This window comes from Streptomyces sp. NPDC002499 (genome assembly GCF_053595415.1).
This window is the reverse complement of sequence record NZ_JBSFXO010000027.1, coordinates 1-24,368: the sequence shown is the minus strand read 5'-3', so window position 1 is coordinate 24,368 and position 24,368 is coordinate 1. Positions and strand designations below refer to the sequence as shown.

At 71.1% G+C, this 24,368-nt stretch carries 20 protein-coding genes; 13 read left to right on the top strand and 7 right to left on the bottom strand.

Going from position 1 to position 24,368, the window contains the following annotated elements; genetic code table 11:
• Positions 1 to 229: 229 nt before the first annotated feature.
• The 4 genes from ACWD5F_RS45335 to ACWD5F_RS45320 all read right to left on the bottom strand — a co-directional run bounded on the left by ACWD5F_RS45335 (position 230) and on the right by ACWD5F_RS45320 (position 4,278).
• The gene (locus tag ACWD5F_RS45335; protein WP_451261971.1) at positions 230 to 1,240 is read right to left on the bottom strand and encodes a DNA-3-methyladenine glycosylase family protein; all 1,011 of its coding nucleotides are present in this window, start codon (positions 1,238 to 1,240) and stop codon (positions 230 to 232) included.
• Positions 1,241 to 1,345: 105 nt separating this feature from the next.
• Complete coding sequence (locus ACWD5F_RS45330; protein WP_451261970.1) at positions 1,346 to 2,782, bottom strand: coenzyme F420-0:L-glutamate ligase; 1,437 nt, start codon at positions 2,780 to 2,782, stop codon at positions 1,346 to 1,348.
• Entirely contained in the window at positions 2,779 to 3,738 is a 960-nt protein-coding gene (gene cofD, locus ACWD5F_RS45325) for a 2-phospho-L-lactate transferase (protein ID WP_451261969.1), read from the bottom strand. The genes ACWD5F_RS45330 and cofD overlap by 4 nt, the downstream gene beginning before the upstream one ends.
• Before the next feature lie 33 nt (positions 3,739 to 3,771).
• Positions 3,772 to 4,278 carry a cysteine dioxygenase gene (locus ACWD5F_RS45320; RefSeq protein ID WP_451261968.1) on the bottom strand — a complete coding sequence of 169 codons (507 nt, stop codon included), beginning with the start codon at positions 4,276 to 4,278 and terminating at the stop codon, positions 3,772 to 3,774.
• A 655-nt stretch (positions 4,279 to 4,933) separates the two neighbouring features.
• On the opposite strand from ACWD5F_RS45320, the gene ACWD5F_RS45315 reads away from it, so the two are divergent.
• The 3 genes from ACWD5F_RS45315 to ACWD5F_RS45305 all read left to right on the top strand — a co-directional run bounded on the left by ACWD5F_RS45315 (position 4,934) and on the right by ACWD5F_RS45305 (position 10,515).
• Positions 4,934 to 5,197, top strand: a complete 264-nt coding sequence (locus ACWD5F_RS45315; protein WP_010034659.1) for a WhiB family transcriptional regulator — start codon at positions 4,934 to 4,936, stop codon at positions 5,195 to 5,197.
• Positions 5,198 to 5,368: 171 nt separating this feature from the next.
• Positions 5,369 to 9,013 (top strand): glycosyltransferase, encoded by a 3,645-nt coding sequence (locus ACWD5F_RS45310; RefSeq protein WP_451261967.1) that lies wholly within the window; start codon positions 5,369 to 5,371, stop codon positions 9,011 to 9,013.
• A complete protein-coding gene (locus tag ACWD5F_RS45305) occupies positions 9,010 to 10,515 on the top strand; it encodes a DUF5719 family protein (protein ID WP_451261966.1) in 1,506 nt (501 codons plus the stop codon). Before ACWD5F_RS45310 ends, ACWD5F_RS45305 begins: the two co-directional genes overlap by 4 nt.
• Positions 10,516 to 10,560: 45 nt before the next feature.
• Here ACWD5F_RS45305 and ACWD5F_RS45300 read toward each other — a convergent pair whose 3' ends face one another.
• The gene (locus ACWD5F_RS45300; protein ID WP_401717032.1) at positions 10,561 to 11,010 is read right to left on the bottom strand and encodes a metallopeptidase family protein; all 450 of its coding nucleotides are present in this window, start codon (positions 11,008 to 11,010) and stop codon (positions 10,561 to 10,563) included.
• Between the two features lie 292 nt (positions 11,011 to 11,302).
• On the opposite strand from ACWD5F_RS45300, the gene ACWD5F_RS45295 reads away from it, so the two are divergent.
• The 9 genes from ACWD5F_RS45295 to ACWD5F_RS45255 all read left to right on the top strand — a co-directional run bounded on the left by ACWD5F_RS45295 (position 11,303) and on the right by ACWD5F_RS45255 (position 21,817).
• A complete protein-coding gene (locus tag ACWD5F_RS45295) occupies positions 11,303 to 11,728 on the top strand; it encodes a DUF3499 domain-containing protein (protein ID WP_402359665.1) in 426 nt (141 codons plus the stop codon).
• Positions 11,729 to 11,926: 198 nt separating this feature from the next.
• Positions 11,927 to 13,543 (top strand): L-lactate permease, encoded by a 1,617-nt coding sequence (locus tag ACWD5F_RS45290; RefSeq protein WP_451261965.1) that lies wholly within the window; start codon positions 11,927 to 11,929, stop codon positions 13,541 to 13,543.
• A gap of 138 nt (positions 13,544 to 13,681) precedes the next feature.
• Positions 13,682 to 15,046: a phosphomannomutase/phosphoglucomutase gene (locus tag ACWD5F_RS45285; protein ID WP_451261964.1), complete on the top strand. Its 1,365-nt coding sequence runs from the start codon at positions 13,682 to 13,684 to the stop codon at positions 15,044 to 15,046.
• Between the two features lie 417 nt (positions 15,047 to 15,463).
• Positions 15,464 to 15,634, top strand: a complete 171-nt coding sequence (locus ACWD5F_RS45280) for a Trm112 family protein (protein WP_007382472.1) — start codon at positions 15,464 to 15,466, stop codon at positions 15,632 to 15,634.
• A gap of 118 nt (positions 15,635 to 15,752) precedes the next feature.
• On the top strand, positions 15,753 to 16,880 hold the full coding sequence (locus tag ACWD5F_RS45275) for an SIS domain-containing protein (protein ID WP_401716932.1): 1,128 nt from the start codon (positions 15,753 to 15,755) through the stop codon (positions 16,878 to 16,880).
• Between the two features lie 104 nt (positions 16,881 to 16,984).
• Positions 16,985 to 18,136 carry a mannose-6-phosphate isomerase, class I gene (gene manA / locus ACWD5F_RS45270; RefSeq protein ID WP_451261962.1) on the top strand — a complete coding sequence of 384 codons (1,152 nt, stop codon included), beginning with the start codon at positions 16,985 to 16,987 and terminating at the stop codon, positions 18,134 to 18,136.
• Between the two features lie 144 nt (positions 18,137 to 18,280).
• Positions 18,281 to 19,264 (top strand): cation diffusion facilitator family transporter, encoded by a 984-nt coding sequence (locus ACWD5F_RS45265; protein ID WP_401716935.1) that lies wholly within the window; start codon positions 18,281 to 18,283, stop codon positions 19,262 to 19,264.
• A 304-nt stretch (positions 19,265 to 19,568) separates the two neighbouring features.
• A complete protein-coding gene (ahcY, locus tag ACWD5F_RS45260) occupies positions 19,569 to 21,026 on the top strand; it encodes an adenosylhomocysteinase (protein WP_451261961.1) in 1,458 nt (485 codons plus the stop codon).
• A 176-nt stretch (positions 21,027 to 21,202) separates the two neighbouring features.
• Positions 21,203 to 21,817 carry a hypothetical protein gene (locus ACWD5F_RS45255; protein WP_451261960.1) on the top strand — a complete coding sequence of 205 codons (615 nt, stop codon included), beginning with the start codon at positions 21,203 to 21,205 and terminating at the stop codon, positions 21,815 to 21,817.
• A gap of 32 nt (positions 21,818 to 21,849) precedes the next feature.
• Here the strand turns inward: ACWD5F_RS45255 and ACWD5F_RS45250 are convergent, their stop codons facing one another.
• A complete protein-coding gene (locus ACWD5F_RS45250; RefSeq protein ID WP_451261959.1) occupies positions 21,850 to 22,797 on the bottom strand; it encodes an RDD family protein in 948 nt (315 codons plus the stop codon).
• Between the two features lie 129 nt (positions 22,798 to 22,926).
• Here ACWD5F_RS45250 and ACWD5F_RS45245 point away from each other — a divergent pair, with 129 nt between their 5' ends.
• Positions 22,927 to 23,934 (top strand): stage II sporulation protein M, encoded by a 1,008-nt coding sequence (locus ACWD5F_RS45245; RefSeq protein WP_451261958.1) that lies wholly within the window; start codon positions 22,927 to 22,929, stop codon positions 23,932 to 23,934.
• A 143-nt stretch (positions 23,935 to 24,077) separates the two neighbouring features.
• Here the strand turns inward: ACWD5F_RS45245 and ACWD5F_RS45240 are convergent.
• Positions 24,078 to 24,368 (bottom strand): hypothetical protein (locus ACWD5F_RS45240; RefSeq protein WP_451261957.1); only part of this gene is annotated, 291 nt, incomplete at its 5' end.

Below are 24,368 nucleotides of genomic sequence, written 5' to 3'. Positions count from 1 at the left end.
GTCACGGTCTCCGTCGGCCACGCTACAGGCTCGGCGCAAGCCTCCGCTCCGCCTCTTGAACTCCGGTCCGTATCTTTTAGCCCGTCCGGCGTTTGAGGACGAGGCCGTTCAGGCCGAAGCGGGGTCTGGGGGCGCAGCCCCCAGCGGGGTCGAAGGGGCAGCGCCCCTGGGATGGGACGGGTAGGGGCGGCGGGGGCGAAAAACGCCCGTCAGTACACAGCCGTACGCCTCAAAGCCGCCCAATGTCCCCGACAGGCATCCGCGGAGCGCGCCGCGCCGGCCCCCGCCCACTCAACAAAATCAACCGAGCCGCCCGATGCCGCTGCCCCGCATACGGCTCCAGCAACTCCAACATCACGGAGTCATCCGCATCCCGATCCCCCGCCAACACCCACCCCACGATCCCCGGCAGATGCAGATCCCCCACAGTCACCGCATCCGCCGCCCCATGACTCCGCTGCACCACCTCCGCCGAGGTCCACGGCCCCACCCCCGGCACCACCTCCAACCGCTCCCGCGCCGCCTCCGGAGACATCACCACCGCCTCCTCCAACCGCCGAGCCACCCGAACCGCCCGCAGAATCGTCGACGCCCGCTTGTCGTCCACCCCGGCCCGATGCCACTCCCACGACGGAATCAACGCCCACGCCCGAGCCCCCGGCATCACCCACAACCGCCCCCGCACAGCCGCCGCAGGCCCCGGCGCCGGCTCCCCGAACCTCCGCACCAACAACCGCCACGCCCGATACGCCTCATCGGTCGTGACCTTCTGCTCCAACACCGACGGAATCAACGACTCCAGCACCAACCCGGTCCGCGTCAACCGCAACCCCGGCCGCCGATGCCGAGCAACCGCCACCACCCGATGCCGCGGCACGAACGCCTCGGGCACGTCCGCGGCCCCGAGCAGGTCAGGCAACCGATCGAGCAGCCACGTACCCCCGGGCCCCCAGGCCTCCCCCCGCACCTCATCGCCCCGCACGGAGACCCGCAAGGTCCCCGGCCCACCCGGCGTCCGGCAAGCCCGCCACACGGACCCGTCCGACATCGCCCGAAACGTCGGATCCCCGGGCCCCCGCCGCAACGGCCCGAGCACCAGCCCGAGATCCACGGGCCACCCCGGCACCCAAGTCCGTACCAGCCCTGACTCCTCGCTCTGCCGAGGCACTCCGGACGGCACGACGACATGCCCACCGCGCACAGACGTACGGGTGGGCCGCGGAGCGAAACGTCCTGCCACGAATGAAGTCCTATGAAGTCCTGGGAAGCGAAAGTCGGAAAACCAGAGCCTAGGCGCTCGTACGACGAACAGACGGCGAAACGAACCACGCACCCCCGCCCCGACTCACCGCACCTCGACGAACGCCCCCACATCCCGCTCCGCCCGAGCCCGCGGCTCCTCCGCCGCATGCCCGACCGCCACCGCCCCCATCGGATCCCACCCCTCCGGCAGCCCCAACACCTCACGCACCACATCCCGGCAGAACATCGTCGAGGAGACCCACGCGGACCCGAGCCGCTCCCCGGCCAGCGCGACCAGGAAGTTCTGCACACCCGCCCCCACCGCGACCACGAACATCTCCCGCTCGGCCCCGTCCCGCCGCGCGTCCCCGTAGTCGTGCGACCCGTCCATCACCAGACAGGGCACCACCAGATACGGCGCGTTCCGCAGTACGTCCCCCCGCCGCACCCGCTTGGCGATGGACTCCTCCGACTTCCCGTCCCGCCGCAGATCGCCGATCCAGGCATCCCGCATCGCGTCGAGCAACCGCGTCCGCGAATCCGCCGACTCCAGCAGCACGAACCGCCACGGTGTCGTGTGATGCGGCGCCGGCGCGGTCACCGCCGCGGCCACCGCCCGCCGTACCGCCCCGCCGTCGACGGCCTCGTCGGTGAAGGCCCGTACCGTACGGCGCCGGGTCACCGCCTCCCGTACCGCCTCGGACGTGCCCAGCCGGAACATGTCGTCGCGCGCGTCCCGCACCATGACCCGCGCCCCCTCCCCGTGCTCGCGCCGGTCGGTCACCACGTGCGCCAGCCCGCGCACGACGGCGACGGGCAGTCCGGCGGTCTTGCCCTTGACCAGGTCACCGGCCGCGGCGAGCTCGTCCGCCGTCGCCACGACCGTCGCGCTGAGCGGATTGCCGTGCGTGTCCGTGCCGCCGCGCAGATCGTCCACCACGCGCACTCCGGCGGCGCCGATCGCGACGTCCGTGAGCCCCGAGCGCCACGGTCGCCCGAAGGTGTCGGTCACCAGGACCCCCACGTTGACGCCGAGGGCGTCCCGCAGCCCGTCCCGGATCGCCCGCGCGGACGCGTCCGGGTCCTCGGGCAGCAACAGCACCGTCCCGGCTGGGGTGTTGGAGGCGTCGACCCCGGCGGCGGCCATGACGAGCCCCTGCCGGTTCTCCACGATCCTGAGCGGCCCGCGCCGGGCCACGACCCGGACGGTCTCGGCGTCGATCGCGGCCTCCCGGTCGTCCGCCTCGACGACCCGCCCCTCCGCCTTGGACACCACCTTCGAGGTGACGAGCAACACGTCCCCGTCGACCAGCCCGGGTTCGGCCTCGGCGATCAACTTCCCGAGATCGTCCCCCCGCTGCACCTCGGGCAACCCGCCCACGGCCCAGACCCGGAACCCCTCGACGCCCGCGCCGCTCCCCGTGCCTGCGCCGCTTCCCGAGCCGCCGCCGCCCGCAACATCCGCGCCGACGCCACTGCCACTCCCCGAATCCGCGCCCCGCGCGGGACCCGCCCCGCTCACCGCACCCGCCCCGCTCACGCCCCCCGCACCTCCTCCGCCAGTGCCAGCGCCTCTCGCGCCATCTCCGCCGTCGTGTCGAGGTCGGTCATCATCAGCGGTACCGCCCGGCACCGGATCCCGGCCGACTCCACGCGCTGAACCGCGTCCGCGTCCACCGTGTCGACGAGCCAGCCGTCGAGCAGTCCCGAGCCGTAGTGCTCGGCCACCGCCGCGGCCGTGGACTCCACGCCGACCGCCGCGAGCACTTTGTCGGCCATGCCGCGCACGGGCGCGTTCCCGACGATGGGGGAGAGGCCGACCACCGGCACGCCCGCGTCGGCGATCGCCTCGCGGATGCCGGGCACGGCGAGGATCGTGCCGACGGAGACGACCGGGTTGGACGGCGGGAAGAGGATGACGTCCGCCTCGGCGATCGCCTCCAGGACACCCGGCGCCGGCTTCGACAGCTCGGCGCCGACGGCCACGACCGCCTCGGCCGGCACGGAGGCCCGCAGCCGCACCCAGTACTCCTGGAAGTGCACGGCCTTGCGCTCGCCGTCGACCTCCACGGCCACATGCGTCTCGACCCGGTCGTCGGTCATCGGGATCAGCCGTACGCCCGGCTGCCACCGGTCGCACAGCGCCTCCGTCACGGCGCTCAGCGGAAAGCCCGCCCCGAGCATCTGGGTCCGCACGATGTGCGTGGCGAAGTCCCGGTCGCCGAGCCCGAACCACTCGGGCCCGACGCCGTACGCCGCGAGCTCCTCCTTCAGATGGAAGGTCTCCTCGGCCCGCCCCCAGCCCTGCTCCTCGTTGATACCGCCACCGAGCGTGTACATCACCGTGTCGAGGTCCGGGCAGACCTTCAGCCCGAAGAGGTGGATGTCGTCCCCGGTGTTGCCGATGACGGTGATGTCCGCGTCCGGCACGGCCTGCTTGAGACCGCGCAGGAACCGGGCACCGCCGATGCCGCCTGCCAGAACCACAATGCGCATGGGGCAAGTCTTGCAGGCGGGTACGACAACGCGTCAGGCAGTCACCGGACGCGGCTCGGTCCGGGCCTCGCAGTGCGGGGAGGTGTGCATCGGCATCTCGGTCAGGCCCGGGTGGTAGACGTGCAGGCTCACCGCCGGCTCCAGCGCGTCGTTCACGACCTCGTGCACGTACCCCGGCGCGAACACCCGCTGCGCACCCGCGTCCAACGCACGCGTGGCTCGCTCGGTGCGCTCGGTCAGCGTGCCCTCCAGGACGGTCAGCACGCCGGAGGACCGCCCGTGGTCGTGCGGTCCGCTGCCCTGACCGGGCACCCAGGACAGCAGCCACACCTCGTAGCCGGGTCCGGTGCGCAGCCGGTGGTACCAGCGCGCCGTGGCGTCGTAGCGCACGAGGTGCGCCCACTGCGTGCGGTCGGCGGCGATGGAGCGGGCCATGCCGACGAACTCGGCCACGGTGGCCGGGTGCTCGCGCGGCGGCTGCAGCAGATGCGGGACCTCGAGGATGTCGCCGGCGATCTGGAGGTCGTTGTCGCTGTTCATTCGGTGCGCTGGTTCCTCAGTGAAAGAAGGTCAGAGGGAACGGAAACAGAGAACGAATCGTGGTCGACTCGGTTTCCAGCTGGAGCGGGGTGTGGCTCAACAGCTGGAACAGCAACAGCTACAGCGAGCGTGCGCAGCACCGTGGGACCCGGCGGTGCGGGTCGAGGTGAGTGCCAAGTTCGCGAGCATGCCCACAAGGACATCGGTTCACACCTTCAGTGTCAACTCGACGCCCGGATCGTGGGACGTGGTTCACCCCATCCGGTTCATGTCCGAGGCGAAAGGTTTGTCCATGCGCCCACCGGGACACATGGCGCACAACCGGGCGCACAAACCTCGTTGCGTTCCCGTGATCCGAATGTGATCCGGTTCGCCCCGAGGTGCGCGTGGAACGAGATCGGATCTCTGGGCGTCCTTCCCCGTACAGGCTCTGCGCGGGGCCGGAGGTCCTTCCGGGCCTCGTCTGCATGTCAAGGTTTATGCCGATTTGAACACTTTCCGCATGGCCTTGGTTCCGCAGAGTGAATAAGGGGCCCAATAGCAGATCTCGGCTTGACTCGCCCGGAGCAGCACACTTGTAATTTCACTCGTGTCGTTCAGCCGAAATCGGTAACGGCTACATCACGGGGACGCGAAAGACAGACGAGGGGCGCACATGACCGAGACGGTGCAGCAACTGCTGGTCGACGACGCGGACGAGGAACTCGGCTGGCAGGAGCGCGCACTGTGCGCCCAGACCGACCCCGAGTCCTTCTTTCCTGAGAAGGGCGGCTCGACCCGTGAGGCCAAGAAGGTCTGTCTCGCCTGTGAAGTCCGCTCCGAGTGCCTCGAATACGCCCTCGCCAATGACGAACGCTTCGGTATCTGGGGCGGTCTGTCCGAGCGCGAGCGCCGCCGGCTGAAGAAAGCCGCGGTCTGAACCGCACGGCGCACGACCACACGGGCAACGGCCCGTCGCAGGTGGGTTGTCCACAGGCGGCGGGCCGCAATCATGCCCAGCCGATAGTGTGGCTGCTCGTCCGAGACGCCTCGCCGCCACCAGCGGGCGCGGGAGTCCACCGCAGTCCATCGAACCGGGGCCCGTACCTCGATGTCCGTGCACAGCCATACGGCAGCCCAAGCAGACGCTGCCACTCCTGAGTTCCCGCGTCACGTGGTGACGGCGGTGATCGTCTCCCACGACGGCGCCCGCTGGCTGCCCGACGCGCTCGCCGGGCTGCTCGGCCAGGAACGCCCCGTTCAGAGCGTCATGGCGGCCGACACCGGCAGCGCGGACGCTTCCGCCCAGCTCGTCACCGACGCCCTGGGCCCCGACCACGTGCTGCACCTGGCCCGGCGTACCGGCTTCGGCCAGGCCGTCGAGGAGGCCAATCGCACGGCGCCGCTGCTGACGCCGGACGAGCTGACCTACCTGAAGCGGCCCAGCGGCTGGGACCCCGTCACGCGTTCGTGGCGCGACGACGCGTACGACATGCCCGAGCTCCCGTACGGCGAGCCGGTCCAGTGGCTGTGGCTGCTGCACGACGACAGCGCCCCCGAGCCCGACGCCCTGGCCCAGCTGCTGCGCGTCGTGGACAACGAACTGGAGCTCGGCCGCGACGACGTGGCGATCGTGGGCCCCAAGCTGCGCGGCTGGTACGACCGGCGCCAGCTCCTGGAGGTCGGCGTCAGCATCGCCAACTCCGGCCGCCGCTGGACGGGCCTGGACCGCCGCGAACAGGACCAGGGCCAGCACGACCACGTACGGACCGTGCTGTCGGTGTCCACCGCGGGCATGCTGATCCGGCGCGACGTCTTCGAGCAGCTCGGCGGCTTCGACAAGCGGCTGCCGCTCATGCGCGACGACGTCGACCTGTGCTGGCGCGCCACGGCCGCGGGCCACCGCGTCCTCATCGCCCCCGAGGCGGTCGTACGCCATGCGGAGGCCTCCTCGCGCGAGCGCCGGACCGTCGACTGCGTGGGCCGCGCCGCCACCTCCCCGCACAAGGTCGACAAGGCGGGCGCCGCCTACACCCTCCTGGTCAACACCCGTACGGCGGCGCTGCCCTGGGTGCTGTTCCGCCTCGTGCTCGGCACCGTCCTGCGCACCGTCGCCTACCTGGTCGGCAAGGTCCCCGGGCAGGCCCTCGACGAGATCCGCGGTCTGCTGGGCACCCTGCTGCGGCCCGAGCGGATCATCGCCGGACGGCGCAAGCGCGGTACCCCGCAGATCGACAAGGGCGAGCTGCGCCCGCTCTTCCCACCGCCCGGCGCGACCGTGCGGGCCACCGTCGAGCAGGTCGCCGGCGACCTGTTCGGCAGCTCCGACCCCGAGGCGGTCTCCGGTGCGGGGCGGCACGGCGGCGCGGTCGAGTCCGGACCCGGCGGCGACGACGCCGACTTCCTGGAGATCGAGCAGTTCGCCCGCCTCAAGCGCATCGCCCGCAAGCCGGGCCCGATGCTCTTCCTGGTGCTGCTGTTCTTCTCGCTGGTCGCCTGCCGCGACCTGCTCGACAGCGGCGCGCTCTCGGGCGGCGCCCTGCTGCCCGCCCCGGCCGACTCCAGCGAGCTGTGGTCGCGCTATCTCGACTCCTGGCACCCGGTCGGCGCCGGCGGCAGCCCGGCCGCGCCGCCCTACCTCGCGCTCGTCGCGATGCTCTCCTCCACGCTGTTCGGCTCGACCGGCCTGGCGATCACCCTGCTGCTGGTCTGCTCGGTGCCGCTGGCCGGCTTCACCGCCTACTTCGCCTCCCGCCCGCTCGTCGAGTCCCGCCTGCTGCGCGCGTGGGCGGCCGTCGTCTACGCCTTCCTGCCCGCCGCCACCGGCGCGCTCGCCGGCGGCCGCCTGGGCACCGCCGTACTCGCCATCCTGCTCCCGCTGCTGGCCCGCGCGGGCATCGCCGCCAGTGGCCTCACACACGCGTCCGGCGCGCGTGGCAGCTGGCGCGCCACCTGGGCGTACGCCCTGCTGCTGACGATCACCACGGCGTTCACGCCGATCGTGTGGCCCCTCGCGCTGGTCCTCGGCGTCGCGGTCCTGGCCGTGCGCCGGGGCGACATCACCGCGTACGGCCTGCGCTTCCTGGCCCAGCTCGGCACACCGCTGCTGGTCCTCGCGCCCTGGTCGCTGTCGCTGCTCCCGTTCGGCTTCTTCAAGGAGGCCGGTCTGGAGTCCGGCTCCTCGGCCGCCTCCGCCCTCGACCTGCTCGGCGCGAGCCCGGGCGGCCCGGGCACGGTCAGCGGGCTGATGCTCATCGGCATCGTCCTGGCCGCGCTGGCCGCCCTGCTGCGCTCCGAGCGGCAGTTCGGCATCTGGGCGGCCTGGCTGGTCGCCCTGGTGGGCCTCGTCTTCGCGGTCCTGTCCAACGGTTCCACCTGGGCGGGCCCCGCGACCCTCGTCTACGGCATCGCCCTGCTGGCCGCCGCCGTCCTCGGCGCCGACGGCGCACGCGCGCGTGTGGCCGAGCAGAGCTTCGGCTGGCGCCAGCCGGTGGCCGTACTGATCGCCTTCGCCTCGCTGGCGGGCCCGCTGCTGGTCGCCGGCGGCTGGATGATCGGCGGCGCCGACGGGCCGGTCGAGCGACGCGACCCCGTGCAGGTGCCCGCGTTCGTCGCCGAGGAGAGCGGCACCCGCGACCAGGCCCGCACACTGGTCCTCGACAGCGACTCCACCGCGCGCGTGGGCTACACCCTCGTACGCGGCTCCGGCGCCCGCCTCGGCGACGCCGAACTCGCGGCCGCCGACGGCGAGAACAGCCAACTCGACAAGGTCGTCGCCAACCTGGTCGCCGGCTCCGGCGCCGACCAGTCCGACCAGCTCGGCAAGTTCGCGGTGCGCTACGTCCTCATCCACAAGGGCGCGCCCCGCGAGGTCACGCGCGTGCTGGACGCCACCCCCGGCCTCAGCAGGCTCAGCCAGCAGGACGGCGGCGGCGCCCTGTGGCGGGTCGACCAGGAGGTCGCGCGCGCCACCATCGTGTCCGCCGCCGGCACCGGTACCCCGCAGCCCGTCGCCGCCGGTCCCGTCGACATCCACACCAAGGTCCCGGCCGGTGCCGACGGCCGCGTCCTGCGTCTCGCCGACACCGCCTCCGAAGGCTGGACGGCCACCCTGGACGGCAAGCCGCTCACCCGCACCACGGTCGACGGCTGGGCCCAGGGCTTCCGACTCCCCGCCTCCGGCGGCACGTTGGCCGTCACCTACGACGACCCGATCACGCACACCGCGTGGTTGTGGGCCCAGGGCTTCCTCGCCCTCGTCCTCGTCGTGCTCGCCCTGCCCGGCCGGCGCCGCGTCGTCGACGACGACCTGCCGGACGAGCCGGCCGTCATCCCCGCGCAGCCCGTGGCCGGCGAGGGCCGCCGCGCCCGCCGCCTGCGCGCCCAGGCCGAGTCCGAAGAGCCGGACCAGAGCGAGGAGTTCCCGGTTCCGCCCGCGGAGGACATCCCGGTCGCGGTCCCGCAGCAGCAGTCCTACGACGAGTGGGACCCGGCGCAGTACCCGAACGCGGAGTACGGCACCTACAACGAGCAGTACCAGGACGCCCAGCAGTACCAACAGGGCGCGTACGACCAGACGTACCAGGCCGATCCCTACCAGGGCGGCCAGTACGACCCGTACGCGTACGGCGGCCAGCCCCAGGGCGGTTACGACCAGGGCTACGACCCGTCGTACCAACAGCCGGGCTACGACCCCGCGTACGACCCGCAGCAGCACCCGCACCCGACCGAGCGCCCCGACGGGAGCCAGCAGTGAACCGCACCACCCTGTCCCTGATCGCCGGCACGGCGGCGCTCGCCGCGGTCACCGGGTTCGCCACGCTCAAGTCACCGAGCGACTCCGGTCAGGACACTGCCGAGGCGGCGGCCGTGCTGCCCGTGGAGCGCACCAGCCTGCTGTGCCCGCAGCCCAGCACCTCCGACCTCGCCGACACCTCGTTCACGTCCTTCACGCCCGTCACGAAGGGCACGGCGGCCACCGGCAAGGCCGAACTGGCCGCCGCCGACGAGCAGTCCGACGACGGAAGCGCCGACTCGGGCAAGAAGAGCGGCAAGAAGAAGACCGCCAAGCCGGTCCTCACCCCCAAGGACCCGGGCACGCCGGTCACCGGTGACACCTCGGGCGGCGAGACCCCCGCGTTCGTCGGCACCGCCGAGGGCAAGTTCGCGCCCGGCTGGGCCGTTCAGGAGACCACCGAGGTCGCCGCGGGCCTGGGCCGCGGCCTCCTGGGCGTCAACTGCTCAGCGCCGGACACGGAGTTCTGGTTCACCGGCGCCAGCACGTCCGCCGACCGCACGGACTACGTCCACCTCACCAACCCCGACGACTCCGCGGCCGTCGTCGACATCGAGCTCTACGGCAAGGACGGCGCCCTGGACTCCACGGTGGGGGAGGGCATCACGATCGCGCCGCACTCCAGCGACCCGATCCTGCTGTCCACGCTCACCGACGAGAAGCAGACCGACCTCTCCGTGCACGTGAACGTGCGCAGCGGGCGCGTGGGCGCCGCCGTACAGGCACTGGACGAGAAGATCGGCGGCGACTGGCTGGCCGCGACCACGGACCCGGCCGGCAGCCTGGTGCTGCCCGGCATCCCGAAGGACGCCACGGCTGTGCGCCTGATCGCCTTCACGCCCGGCGACGCGGACGCCGACCTCAAGGTGCGCCTCGCCTCCCCGTCCGGGCTGATCACGCCCGCCGGCAACGAGACGCTGCACGTGAAGGCGGGCATGACGACCGCCACCGACCTCGGCGACGTCACGCGCGGGGAGGCGGGCTCCCTGGTGCTCACGCCCACCGACCAGTCCGTGCCGGTCATCGCGGCGGTGCAGGTCGTGCGCGGCAAGGGCACCAAGCAGGAGTCGGCGTACATCCCGGCCGTCGGCCCGGTCGGCACGCGCGCGACGTCCGCCGACAACAGCGCCAAGGGCTCCACCCTGTCCCTCACCGCCCCGACCGCCGGTGCCCAGGTCAAGGTCACCGCGTCGGCGGGCAGCGGAGGCGGCACCGCGGTCTCCAAGACGTTCACGATCAAGGCGGGCACCACCGAGAACGTCGAGGCCCCGACCCCGACCGGCCTGAAGGGCACGTACGCCCTGACGGTCGAGACACTGTCCGGAGGCCCGGTCTACGGCGCCCGAACGCTGGCCGCCACGGAGGGCGGCGTACCGGGGTTCACGATCCAGACGCTCCCGGACGACCGGGGGACGGTGGCGGTACCGCAGGCGGACCAGGATCTGTCGGTGCTGCAGAAGTAGGGCGGTGCCGCGGAAAGCAGGGCGGCACGCGCGCGTAGGCGGGGCTCAGTCCTCGCCGTAGCGCGGATCCACCGTCTCCGGGGTCAGGCCCAGGAGTTCGGCGACCTGCTCGACGACGATCTCGTGCACCAGGGCGGCGCGTTCGTCGCGCCCCTTGGTGCGGATCTCCACCGGGCGCCGGTAGACGACCACGCGGGCCGGCCGTCCCTCGCGCGAGGGAATCGTGCCCCCCAGGGGGACCGCCTCGTCGTTCCACGCCTGACCGGGGCTGTCCAGCCGCGGCACCTCCAGGACGAGGAAATCGATGTCGGCGAGCTGCGGCCAGCGTCGCTCCAGGCGCTCCACGGAGTCCTGCACCAGATCCGCGAAGGCCTCGGCGCGGCTCGCGGCGAGCGGCACCTGGGGCGGCGCGATCGGGCCGCGCATGCCCCGGCCGTGGCGATCACGACGGCGGGGCCCGGGGGCGGCGGCACGGGGCGGTACAGGGTTGTCCATCACTGGTGAAGCGTAGTCCCCGCAGGGACCGCGTGCCCGACCCCACGCGCCGTCACGGACACCGTCGGACCGCCTCGGAGGGCATGTCGCCGGATGACCATTCCAGCCAAGGTTGGGCTCGATTCCGTATCTCTCCGAGACCGCCACCGACGAGGCAAATGACTGTGTTTGTACGGGTAGTTGATCGGTTCCGGGAGTGGGTGCGGCCCTGTGAACGGCCGTTCGTGCAGGTCAACGCCGTGTGGCGGGAGGGGTGTGTGGGGTGATTCACACCACGACACGGTGGAGTGACCTGAGGGAGAGTCGTCGCGGCCCGCTCAAGAGTGCGGTACCGTCCAACGTCGTGAGCCCTGTACGTCGCTGTTCGCGCACCGCTTGCGGCCGCCCCGCCGTCGCGACGCTGACGTACGTCTACGCCGACTCGACCGCGGTCCTCGGCCCGCTCGCCACCTACGCCGAACCCCACTGCTACGACCTGTGCGCCGAGCACTCCGAGCGCCTCACCGCGCCGCGTGGCTGGGAGGTCGTCCGGCTTCTCGACAGCTCCGCTCCGGCCCGCCCGAGCGGCGACGATCTGGAAGCGCTTGCCAACGCCGTGCGCGAGGCGGCCCGTCCGCAGGAGCGCGCGGCCGGGGCCGGCGGCGGAAGCCGGGGAGCGGACCCGATGGAGGTCGCGCGCCGCGGCCACCTGCGCGTACTGCGGTCCCCGGACAACTGACCGTTCCGGTCGGCTGATTGATCCCCTCCTTCACGACCCCGTTCGTGTGCGTTCCGTGCACGTTCCGGCCAGTGACGCACGCCCATTGACGCGGACTTGTCGCGGACACGACCATTCCGTAAGCCGAAACGAGAAATCGCTTTCCGCATGCCGGAAGCGCGTGCGGAACCGTCATCGGATCGCATCGGGGAGGCGTCCGTGTACGTCCAGCAACTGGAACCCGTCGCAGACTCACTGGGCCTGTCCGCCCTCGTCGCCACCCTGCCCCTGGTGATCGTCCTGATCCTGCTCGGCGGCGTCCGCCTGAAAGCGCACCTCGCGGGCCTCATCGGCCTTCTCGCGGCCGTTCTGGTCGCCTGGCTCGCCTACCGCATGCCACTGGGTCAGACGCTCTCCAGCGCCGCCCAGGGAGCCGTCTTCGGGCTCTTCCCCATCCTGTGGATCGTCGTCAACGCCCTGTGGGTGTACCGGATGACCGTCCGCACCCACCACTTCGACATCCTGCGCCGCTCCTTCGGACGGCTCTCCGACGACCCGCGCATCCAGGCGCTCGTCGTCGCCTTCTGCTTCGGCGCGCTCCTGGAGGCACTCGCCGGCTTCGGGGCGCCGGTCGCGATCTGCTCGGTCATGCTCGTCGCCCTCGGCTTCGACCCGGTGCGCGCGGCCGTGGTGTCCCTGGTGGCCAACACCGCGCCGGTCGCCTTCGGCGCGATGGGCACGCCGGTCGTGACACTCGCGCAGGTGACGGGACTTCCACTGGACACGGTGGCCTCCGTCGTGGGCCGCCAGACACCGCTGCTGGCCCTGGTGGTGCCGCTCGTGCTGGTCGGCCTGGTGGACGGGCGGCGCGGCCTGCGCGAGACCTGGATACCCGCCCTGGCCTGCGGAGTCGCCTTCGCCATCGCCCAGTTCGCCGTCTCCAACTACGTCTCCGCGCAACTCGCCGACATCGCCGCCGCCTTGGCGGGAGCGGGCGCCCTGGTCGCCGTACCGCACGCGCGTGTGCCCGCCACCGAGTCCGTACGCGCGTCCGTGCTGACCGGCGCGCGCAGCGAGGAGTTGGACGAGGAGGACCCGCCCCGTGAAGTCCTGCGCGCGTACGCCCCGTACGCGCTGATCGTGGTGATCTTCTCGGTCGCGCAGATCCCGGCGGTCAAGGACTGGCTGGCCCGGGCGACCCGCCTGTACGACTGGCCGTTCCTGAACGTCGTGGGCGCGGACGGGAAGCCGGTCGGCGCGAACGTCTTCACCTGGCCGATCGTCTCGACGGGCGGCACCCTCGTGCTGCTCGCCGGGGTGTGCACGGCCGTGGTGCTCGGTGTGCACGCACGCGTGGCGGTCGAGGAATGGGTCGCCACCGTGCGCGAGTTGAGGTTCGCGATCCTGACCGTGACGTCCGTGCTGGCGCTCGCCTACGTCATGAACCTCTCCGGACAGGCCGCCACGATCGGCCACTTCGTGGCGGCGGCCGGGGCCGGACTGGCGTTCCTGTCACCCGTCCTGGGCTGGTTCGGCGTGGCCGTCTCCGGCTCGGACACCTCCGCCAACGCGCTGTTCGGAGGCCTTCAGGTGACCGCCGCCCGTGAATCGGGCCTGTCGCCCGCGCTCCTGGCCGCCGCCAACAGTTCGGGCGGAGTCCTCGGCAAGATGATCTCCCCGCAGAACCTCACCATCGCGTGCGCGGCCGTGGGCCTCGCGGGCCGCGAGGGCGATCTGCTGCGCAAGGTGCTGCCGTGGAGCCTGGGCCTGCTCCTGGTGATGTGCCTGATCGTGGTGGGCCAGAGCTCACCGGTCCTGGGCTGGATGCTGCCGTGATCCGTCCCCGCCCTGCACCCGTCCACCCCACCCTGACCTGAGGTTACGTCTGGAAGTCGACTCAGCGTCCACACAGCGCACTGTCAGTGAGGGCGGGTAGTTTGAGGCGACCGACAGGACTTTCAGATGGGGTGGACCGTGGCTGCTGATCTGTCACAGATCGTGAAGGCGTACGACGTGCGCGGAGTGGTCCCGGACCAGTGGGACGAGCCACTGGCCGAACTCTTCGGGGCCGCCTTCGTCCGCGTGACCGGCGCCGACGCGATCGTGACCGGCCACGACATGCGCCCCTCCTCGCCTGGCCTGTCACGCGCCTTCGCGCGCGGGGCGGCCGCACAGGGCACCGACGTCACCGAGATCGGCCTGTGCTCCACGGACCAGCTGTACTACGCGTCGGGTGCGCTGAACCTGCCGGGCGCGATGTTCACGGCCTCGCACAACCCCGCCCAGTACAACGGCATCAAGATGTGCCGGGCGGGCGCGGCACCGGTGGGCCAGGACACGGGCTTGGTCGAGATCCGCGAACTCGCCGAGCAATGGCTGGAGTCGGGCGCTCCGGAACCCACGGAGACGTCGGGAACGATCACTCAGCGAGAGACGTTGTCGGATTACGCGGCCCACCTCCGCTCCCTCGTGGACCTGACCTCGATCCGCCCCCTCAAGGTCGTCGTCGACGCGGGCAACGGCATGGGGGGCCACACGGTCCCGACGGTCTTCGAGGGTCTGCCCCTGACCCTCGTCCCGATGTACTTCGAGCTGGACGGCACCTTCCCCAACCACGAGGCGAACCCCCTGGACCCGGCGAACATCGTCGACCTCCAGCTGCGGGTGCGCGAGGAGAACGCCGACCTCGGCCTCGCCTTCGACGGCGACGCGGACCGCTGCTTCGTCGTCGACGAGCGCGGCGAGCCGGTCTCCCCGTCGGCGATCACGGCCCTGGTCGCCGCGCGCGAACTCGCCCGCAACGGCGGCGAGGGCATGGTCATCCACAACCTGATCACGTCCTGGTCCGTCCCGGAGGTGGTCCGGGAGAACGGCGGCACCCCGGTCCGCACCCGCGTCGGCCATTCCTTCATCAAGGCCGAGATGGCCCGCGCGGGCGCGATCTTCGGCGGCGAGCACTCGGCCCACTACTACTTCAAGGACTTCTGGAACGCGGACACGGGCATGCTGGCCGCGCTCCACGTCCTGGCGGCCGTCGGCGGACAGGAGGGCACTCTCTCCGCCCTGGTCGCCCAGTACGACCGCTACGTGGGCTCCGGCGAGATCAACTCCACGGTCGCCGACCAACAGGACCGCCTGACGGCGATCAAGTCCGCCTACGAGTCCCTGGACGGCATCACCGTGGACACCCTCGACGGCCTCACCATCACGTCCACCGACTGGTGGTTCAACGTCCGCCCCTCCAACACGGAACCGCTCCTGCGGCTGAACACGGAGGCGAGGGACGAGGCAACGATGACGAAGGTACGGGACGAGGTGTTGGCGCTGATCAGGGGCTGACGGGGTTTGGGTTATGCGGCTGGCGGCTGGCGGCTGGCGGCTGGCGGGGGAGCTGCGCTTGGCATGCGCCGGTCCGGGCCTTTGTCTTTCAGCCTGTCCGGCGTCCGAGGACAAGGCTGTGCCATCCCGAACCCCCACCCACCCCCAGGGGGCTCCGCCTCTCGGATGCCGGTCCGGGTGTCTGTCTTTCAGCCTGTCCGGCGTTTGAGGACGAGGCCGTTCAGGCCGAAGCGGGTCTGGGGGCGCAGCCCCCAGTGGGGTCGAAGGGGCAGCGCCCCTGGGGATGGGACGGGTAGGGGCGGCGGGGGCGAGAACCCCCCGGCCCCATTCACACGGCGGTACCCTGACCAGGCACATCCCCACACCACCCCGCACACGCAAAGCCAACGCACGTGCACCCGCCCGAAGGGACACCCCATGCCGCTCGAAGCCGGCCTCCTGGAGATCCTCGCCTGCCCCGCCTGCCACGCCCCCCTCAAGGAGCAGGACACCGAGCTGATCTGCACAGGTCAGGACTGCGGCCTGGCCTACCCCGTCCGCGACGGCATCCCCGTCCTCTTGGTCGACGAGGCCCGCCGCCCCGCGTAACACCCCACGGCACGGCCCGTACCGCGACAGGCCCGCGCAACGCAGGCCCACGCACCAGGACCAGCCAGAACCAAGACCAAGACACAGGACCGGCACAGCTATTCGGAGGCTGCCGCCCATGCTCGACGAGTCGCTGCTCGACACCCCCGAGGCACTCACGGAGGCAGACCACCGCGGCCTCCTGCGCGGCGCCGCCGAAGCCGGCGCCCGCGTCCGCACCGCGGCCCGCCACGCGGTGGAGGCCGGCATCCCGGAACTCAAGCCCGACGGCCGCCCCCGCGCAGTCCTCATCGCGGGCCCCGGAGCCGCCGCGACCTGCGTCGCCGACCTCCTGGGCACCCTGGCCGGCGCCGGCAGCCCCGTCACCCGCCTCGCCCCCACCGGCGTCGCCCCCGCGGCCGGCGCCCTGCGCTGGGACCTCCCGGGCTGGGCCGGCTCGGTCGACCTGCTCCTGATCGCCACCCCGGACGGCACCGAACCCGGCCTGTCCCTGCTCGCCGACGCGGCCTACCGCCGCGGCTGCTCGGTCGCCGCCGTGGCCCCCGCCCGCACCCCGCTCAGCGAGGCGGTGGACGGCGCGCACGGCCTGTTCGTACCGATGGCGACGGCCCCGTACGAGCAGGAGGGCCCGCTCACCGCGTCCGCCCCCGGCGTCCTGTGGGCGCTGCTCACGCCCCTCCTCGCCCTCCTCGACCGCACCGGGCTGCTCTCCGCCCCGCCGGAGGACCTGGAGAAGGTCGCCGACCGTCTCGACCATGTCGCCGAGCGCTGCGGACCGGCCGTCGCGACCTACAGCAACCCCGCCAAGACGCTCGCCGCCGAACTCGCCGAGTCACTGCCCGTCGTATGGACCGAGGGCGTCTCGGCCGGTCCGGCGGGCCGTCGTTTCGCCGCCGCCCTCGCCGAACTGTCCGGCACACCCGCGGTGGTGGCCGAACTCCCCGAGGCACTCGTCGCGCACAACGTCCTGTTGGCGGGACGGCTCGCCGCCAGCGCGGACCCCGACGACTTCTTCCGCGACCGCGTCGACGAGGCGCCCGCGCTGCACGCACGCGTGGTGCTGCTCCGCGACCGCCCGATCGGTGGCCTTACCGCGGCCCCGGCAGCCCGTGACCTGGCCCTGGGTCACGACACGCCGATCAGCGAGCTGGAGCCGGAGGAGGGCGGCGAGTTGGAGACCCTCGCCGAACTGATCGCCATGACGGATTTCGCCGCCGTTTACCTGGCGCTCGCCTCAGGGGCCTGACCTGGACGCCTGCGCGGCGACCGTCGTACCCGCGCACCGACACCCGTAGACGCACACGCACGTGAGCGCACACGCACGCACCGAGAACCGGCAGAGAGAACCGCATGGACCGCCTCGACAACACCGTCCGCCCCTACGCCTGGGGTTCCACCACCGCCATCCCCGGCCTCCTCGGCGTCGAGCCGAGCGGCGAACCCCAGGCGGAGATGTGGATGGGCGCCCACCCGGGCGCACCTTCGCGCACCGAACGCGGCACGCTCGTCGAGGTGATCGACGCCGACCCGGAACGCGAACTCGGTCCGGCGGCCGTGGCCAAGTTCGGCCCCCGTCTGCCGTTCCTCCTCAAGATCCTCGCCGCGGGCGCCCCTCTCTCCCTCCAGGTGCACCCCAACCTCCAGCAGGCGAAGGAGGGTTATGAGGACGAGGAGCGCCGCGGCGTCCCGATCGACGCCCCGTTCCGGAACTACAAGGACGCCAACCACAAGCCCGAACTGATCTGTGCGCTCACCGAGTTCGACGGCCTGTGCGGCTTCCGCGACCCGCTCCAGGCGGCCGACCTGCTCGACGGCCTCGGTGTCGACTCCCTCAAGGCGTACGTCGATCTGCTGCACGCCCACCCCGAGGAAGCCGCCCTGCGCGAGGTCCTCACGGCGATCCTCACCGCCGACCCCGAACAGATGCGCCATACGGTCGCCGAGGCCGCGGCCGCCTGCACGCGACTGGGCGGCGCGTACACGGCCTACGCCGACATCGCCCACCACTACCCGGGCGACCCGGGCGTCATCGCGGCGATGCTCCTCAACCACGTCCGACTCCAGCCAGGCGAGGCCCTGTTCCTCGGCGCCGGCATCCCGCACGCCTACCTCACCGGCCTGGGCGTCGAGATCATGGCCAACTCCGACAACGTCCTGCGCTGCGGCCTCACCCCCAAGCACGTCGACGTGCCCGAACTCCTGCGCATCGTCCGCTTCGAGGCCGGCGACGCGGGCGTACTGCGCCCCGAGGCGTCACCGGACGGCGAAGAGGTCTACGAGACGCCGATCGACGAGTTCCGGCTGTCGAGGTACGTCCTGCCCGAGGGCGGCACCGCGCCCGACCTCACGCGCGAGGCACCGCAGATCCTGCTCTGCACGGCGGGCTCGGTGCGCGCGGGTGACCAGCAGCTGACCCCCGGTCAGTCCGTCTTCGTGCCGGCCGCCGAGCACGTCGAGGTGTCCGGAGCGGGCACGATCTTCCGCGCCACTGTGATCGTATGACCGGGGCTGTGGATACCTGACGCGCCGTTCGCGGACGGGGCTGCAAGAATGGCCCACCGGCAAAGGACGGGCAAAGCGACGGCAGCGACGACTGCGGAGCCCGGCCGACGTAGACGCACGAAGGCGAAGGGACAACGCGGACACATGAGCGCGTCAGGCGGCACCAGGGCGATCGTGGCAGCACTCGGAGCCAACCTCGCGATCGCGGCATCGAAGTTCGTCGCGTTCGCGTTCAGTGGCTCGTCGTCGATGCTCGCCGAGGGCGTCCACTCGCTCGCCGACTCCGGCAACCAGGCCCTGCTGCTGATCGGCGGCAAGAAGGCCCAGCGCGAAGCCACCCCGCAACACCCCTTCGGCTACGGCCGCGAGCGGTACATCTACGCCTTCCTCGTGTCGATCGTCCTCTTCTCGGTCGGCGGCATGTTCGCCCTGTACGAGGGCTACGAGAAGATCAAGCACCCCCATGAGATCGAGCACTGGTACTGGCCGGTGGGCGTCCTGGTGTTCGCGATCATCGCCGAGAGCTTCTCCTTCCGGACGGCCATCAAGGAGTCCAACGAGCTGCGCGGGACGCATTCCTGGTCGCAGTTCATCCGCCGCGCCAAGGCGCCCGAGCTGCCGGTCGTCCTCCTGGAGGACTTCGGCGCGCTCATCGGCCTGGTCCTCGCCCTGGGCGGCGTCGGCCTCGCGCTGCTCACCGACGACGGCGTGTGGGACGGCGTCGGCACGCTCTGCATCGGCATCCTGCTCATCCTGATCGCGCTCGTCCTCGCCGCCGAGACCAAGTCGCTGCTGCTGGGCGAGGCGGCCGGCATCGAGGACGTCAAGAAGATCGAGACCGCGATCGTCGACGGCGACACGGTCACCGGCATCATCCACATGCGCACGCTCCACCTCGGCCCCGAGGAACTCCTGGTCGCCGCCAAGATCGCTGTGGACCACGACGACACGGCCGGCCAGGTCGCCACCGCCATCAACGCCGCCGAGGCCCGCATCCGCGAAGCCGTCCCGATCGCCCGCGTCATCTACCTCGAACCGGACATCTACAGCGAGACCGAAGCCGCCAAGGGCCCGGACCTCGAGGCGACCCCCGGCGGACCGGCCCAGCACCCGACCGCCGAGCACTGAGGGAAACGGGCCCGGCAGCCCCCGTCGGCATCCCGTCGACGCCCCCTGGCTCACACCGTGATCGGCTCGATCTGTTCGTAGGTGGACTGGGGACGGCCCGGTCGCCCGGTGTAGCTTGGAAACAGAGCCAGACGTCGCTGCTGATGGCGGTCGGGCGGTCCCGACGCGGACCGACCGAGGGAGAGAGGGCCTCCGACGGACTGCGCTGCGCGTACGCGGGCATGCCTGTGTCCTCCTTCGGGGCACCCCTGTGTCCGCCGCCGCGCAGATCAGCCGTAGCCCCAACCCCGAGGAGCAGCTCCCAATGACCACTGTCGACAACCGACAGGACTTCAAGGTCGCCGATCTCTCCCTGGCCGAGTTCGGCCGCAAGGAGATCACCCTCGCCGAGCACGAGATGCCCGGCCTGATGTCGATCCGCCGTGAGTTCGCCGAGGCGCAGCCGCTGGCCGGCGCCCGCATCATGGGCTCGCTGCACATGACCGTGCAGACCGCCGTCCTCATCGAGACCCTGGTCGCCCTGGGCGCCGAGGTCCGCTGGGTGTCCTGCAACATCTTCTCGACCCAGGACCACGCGGCCGCCGCCATCGCCGTCGGCCCGAACGGCACGCCCGAGAACCCCCAGGGCATCCCGGTCTTCGCCTGGAAGGGCGAGACCCTGGAGGAGTACTGGTGGTGCACGGAGCAGGCGCTGACCTGGCCGAACACCCCCACCGGCGGCCCGAACATGATCCTGGACGACGGCGGCGACGCCACCATGCTCGTCCACAAGGGCGTCGAGTACGAGAAGGCCGGCAAGGTCCCCTCCCTCGACACCGCCGAGTCCGACGAGCACCGCGTCGTCCTCCAGGTCCTGCAGCGCACCATCACCGACGGCTCGCAGAAGTGGACCCAGGTCGCCTCGGAGATCCGCGGCGTGACCGAGGAGACCACGACCGGTGTGCACCGTCTCTACGAGATGCACCGCGACGGCACCCTCCTGTTCCCGGCGATCAACGTGAACGACGCCGTCACCAAGTCGAAGTTCGACAACAAGTACGGCTGCCGCCACTCCCTGATCGACGGCATCAACCGCGCCACCGACGTCCTCATCGGCGGCAAGACCGCGGTCGTCTGCGGCTACGGCGACGTCGGCAAGGGCTGTGCCGAGTCGCTGCGCGGCCAGGGTGCCCGCGTGATCATCACCGAGATCGACCCGATCTGCGCGCTGCAGGCGGCGATGGACGGCTACCAGGTCACGACGCTGGACGAGGTCATTGACAAGGCCGACATCTTCGTCACCACGACCGGCAACAAGGACATCATCATGGCCGCGGACATGGCCAAGATGAAGCACCAGGCGATCGTCGGCAACATCGGCCACTTCGACAACGAGATCGACATGGCCGGCCTCGCGCAGATCCCGGGCATCGTCAAGGACGAGGTCAAGCCGCAGGTCCACACCTGGACGTTCCCCGACGGCAAGGTCCTCATCGTGCTGTCCGAGGGCCGCCTGCTGAACCTGGGCAACGCCACCGGCCACCCCTCGTTCGTGATGTCCAACTCCTTCGCGGACCAGACCCTGGCCCAGATCGAGCTGTTCACCAAGCCCGAGGAGTACCCGACCGACGTCTACGTGCTGCCCAAGCACCTCGACGAGAAGGTCGCCCGCCTCCACCTGGACGCGCTCGGCGTGAAGCTGACCACGCTCCGCCCCGAGCAGGCCTCGTACATCGGCGTCGAGGTCGAGGGCCCGTACAAGTCGGACCACTACCGCTACTGACGCCACCGCACGACTCGGCGTACACCCTGGGGAGATGAGCGCGTCGGTGCGCTGACACGCTCACCTCACCAGCAGCAGATCCTCCGAGACAGGCCCCCGCACCCCCGTGCCGGGGGCCTGCCCCTTTGGCCCTGCAGCCCCGTCGCCGGACCAGCCCGTCAAGATCCAGGACCCACATGCCCCGCGGCCGTTATTCGCTCCACGATCCGCACGATCACACCCCCCTCGCCGAAGAACACTTCCACTGCGCCCCCGGCCCCTCGGGCTGGCGCTACGTCTCTCAGGTGACCACCCCGTCGGGCGACCACAACGGCTCCGTCGATCTCACCCTCGACGAACTCGGCCGCCCCATCCGTCTCGAACTCCATGCCGCGGGCTGGCAGGTGCGCGGTGCCGCCCTCGACGGAGTCACCTGGGTCCGCACGGACCCCACCGGAACCGAGGCCGCCGAAGGCAACGTCCCCGCTCACGCCTTCACCGGCACGTCTCCCGCATTCCTCGTCGCCACCGCTCGTCTCCTGCGCCTCACCCCTTCCGCCTCGGCAACCCGCGTACGCCTCGTCACCTTCACCGACCCCGTCCTCGCCCCGCGCACCGTGGACCAGTCCTGGGCCTTGCTGAAAAGCCAAGCACACGCCACTGACAACGGCCCCCTGCCCGTGGACGAATACCAGGTCACAGCCCTGGACACAGGCGAGCAGCACACCGTGCACATCGCCGGCGACGTGGTCCTCGCGGCGCCCGGGATCGAGCTGGAGGACCTTGAGTCACCGCCGTCCGTGTTCGCGTGAGGCGAGGGTGTGGTGGCGCGGACAGGGGGCGGCTATGCCGGGGGTGCGAATCCAGTGCTTCCGGCGGGGCCGGTGGGCTCGGAAGTCTCGTTGGTCCGGGTTGCTGGGGTTGCTGGGGTTGCTGGGGTGCTCGGGTAGACGGGGAAGGCTGGAGGCGCCGCTCCGAAGGCCCCGGCGACCGGTGCTCCGGGCGCAGGCGGGCCGGCCACGGCAGGGCCGCGCAGCCCCGATCCGTTCGCGTAGGACCGTCGTACCTCCCGGGCCTGCCGTTCCTGAACGACCGCCGCCAGATACGCCGCCGGCGGAACGCCGTGCGGAGCCGGAGTCCCCGTACGAGCCGCGAGATCGGAGGCGAGTCGCTCCGCCATGGTCCAGCCGACCTGTGGGTCGAGTTGCTGCATACGCGTCAGGTACTGGCGGATGGCGAGCCACAGCCCATCAGGAACCGCGGACAGATCCAGCTCCGCGAACCGACCCGCCAGCCAAGGCGGCGGCGGTGGCAGGAAGCCGGAACGAGCGAGCGGCACCCTTTCCCGTACGACGAGTGTCCCGGCGAAGACGTCGCCGAGCCGTCGGCCGCGAGCGGAGACCAGGGACGCGATGACGGCGACGGACCCGAAGGTCATCAGGATCTCGAACACCCCGATCCCACCGCGCACCAGCGCATGCCGGAACCGGATCGGCCCGCCGTCGTCCCGCACCACACGCAGTCCGCAGGCGACTTTCCCGAGGGACCGCCCGTGACTGAGCGTCTCGACCGCGATCGGCGCACCCACCAGAACCAGCACGAAGCTCGCGATCGTCACCGCGATCTGCGCGGCATCGTCCAGTGAGGCGGTCGCGGCGACGAGAGCGATGGTCAGCGCGGTGTAGGCGAACACGGCCACGATCAGATCGAGCAACACCGCAAGCGCCCTGCTGGGCAGCCTCGCAGGGCGTAGCTCCAACGCCACAGCCTCGCCCGTCACCAGCTCACTCACGCCCGTCGTCCTTCCCTGGCCTGCCCCGTGAACGGCCAGTCTGCCAAGCTGAGGGCACATTGCGCCGCAGTACGACAAGCTGACATCAACGACGAGCCGCCGACGACCAGCCGAGGAGCAGGCACACCGATGGACCTCGACGTCTTCGTCACCGCCCACCGAGCCGAGTGGGACCGCCTCGAAGCCCTCCTCGGACGTCAGCGCCGCCTCACCGGCGCCGAGGCGGACGAACTCGTCACCCTCTATCAGCGCACGGCGACCCATCTCTCCCTGATCCAGTCCAGCGCCCCCGACCCGCAACTGACGGGCCGCCTCAGCCAACTGGTGGCACGCGCGCGTAGTGCCGTGACAGGCACCCGACGAGCCTCTTGGCGAGACGTCACGCGCTTCCTTACGTACGGGTTCCCCGCGGCGGTCTACAGGTCGCGGTACTGGTGGGTCCCTACGGCACTCCTGTCCACGCTGGTGGGCGCGCTCCTGGGGTGGTGGATAGGCACACACCCCGAGGTGCAGGCCAGCATCGCGGCCCCCAACGAACTGCGCGAGCTCACCCGCCCCGGGGGCGAGTACGAGACGTACTACTCCAGTCACCCCGCGGCCTCTTTTGCCGCTCAGGTCTGGACGAACAACGCCTGGGCCGCCGCACAGTGCCTGATCCTGGGTGTCTTCCTCGGCCTGCCCGTCCTCTGGATCCTCTTCCAGAACATGCTCAACCTGGGTGTCGGTTTCGGCCTCATGTCGTCGGCCGGCCGACTCGACACCTTCCTCGGTCTCGTCCTCCCGCACGGCCTGCTGGAGCTGACGGCCGTCTTCGTGGCCGCGGGCACCGGACTCCGCCTCGGCTGGACCGTGATCGATCCCGGCCCACGCTCCCGACGCACGGCGCTCGCCGAAGAGGGCCGCGCCGCAGTGGGTATGGCGATCGGTCTCGCGCTGGTCCTCTTCGTGTCCGGCGCCATCGAAGGCTTCGTCACCCCGTCCGGCCTGCCCACCTGGGCCCGGATCGCTATCGGAGTGGGCGCCGAGCTCGCCTTCCTCGCCTACGTGTTCATCCTGGGCGGCCGAGCGGCCCGGACCGGCGAGACGGGCGACGTGGAGGCGGCGGAACGCAGCGCCACGGTCCCCACGGCTGCCTGATGTGCAGACACGTCTGTTGAGCTGTTAGTCTCTCCTTCGCCCCACAGGAGCCGTTGACTCGGAGCCGGTGGGGAGGTAGATTCGAACAGTTGCCTAGAACTGGATCTGATCCGGTCGGCAGTAGTGAGTGTCTGTCTACTTCTTCAGAACGGCGATAGAACGTCGATTACGAAGAAGTTCTCCCGATAAATCGGAAACGAGCGGCCGGTCAGTCCGGTCCAGAACTTCTGATAAAGTCGGAGTCGCCGGAAAGGGAAACGCGAAAGCGGGAACCTGGAAAGCACCGAGGAAATCGGACCGGAAAACGATCTGATAGAGTCGGAAACGCAAGACCGAAGGGAAGCGCCCGGAGGAAAGCCCGAGAGGGTGAGTACAAAGGAAGCGGCCGTTCCTTGAGAACTCAACAGCGTGCCAAAAGTCAACGCCAGATATGT

Bases quoted from the DNA above. Each gene is read 5' to 3' on its own strand.
- cofD (WP_451261969.1), bottom strand. From the start codon at position 3,738: ATGCGCATTGTGGTTCTGGCAGGCGGCATCGGCGGTGCCCGGTTCCTG.
- ACWD5F_RS45320 (WP_451261968.1), bottom strand. From the start codon at position 4,278: ATGAACAGCGACAACGACCTCCAGATCGCCGGCGACATCCTCGAGGTC.
- ACWD5F_RS45315 (WP_010034659.1), top strand. From the start codon at position 4,934: ATGACCGAGACGGTGCAGCAACTGCTGGTCGACGACGCGGACGAGGAA.
- ACWD5F_RS45310 (WP_451261967.1), top strand. From the start codon at position 5,369: ATGTCCGTGCACAGCCATACGGCAGCCCAAGCAGACGCTGCCACTCCT.
- ACWD5F_RS45300 (WP_401717032.1), bottom strand. From the start codon at position 11,010: ATGGACAACCCTGTACCGCCCCGTGCCGCCGCCCCCGGGCCCCGCCGT.
- ACWD5F_RS45280 (WP_007382472.1), top strand. From the start codon at position 15,464: ATGCCGCTCGAAGCCGGCCTCCTGGAGATCCTCGCCTGCCCCGCCTGC.
- ACWD5F_RS45275 (WP_401716932.1), top strand. From the start codon at position 15,753: ATGCTCGACGAGTCGCTGCTCGACACCCCCGAGGCACTCACGGAGGCA.
- manA (WP_451261962.1), top strand. From the start codon at position 16,985: ATGGACCGCCTCGACAACACCGTCCGCCCCTACGCCTGGGGTTCCACC.
- ACWD5F_RS45265 (WP_401716935.1), top strand. From the start codon at position 18,281: ATGAGCGCGTCAGGCGGCACCAGGGCGATCGTGGCAGCACTCGGAGCC.
- ahcY (WP_451261961.1), top strand. From the start codon at position 19,569: ATGACCACTGTCGACAACCGACAGGACTTCAAGGTCGCCGATCTCTCC.
- ACWD5F_RS45255 (WP_451261960.1), top strand. From the start codon at position 21,203: ATGCCCCGCGGCCGTTATTCGCTCCACGATCCGCACGATCACACCCCC.
- ACWD5F_RS45245 (WP_451261958.1), top strand. From the start codon at position 22,927: ATGGACCTCGACGTCTTCGTCACCGCCCACCGAGCCGAGTGGGACCGC.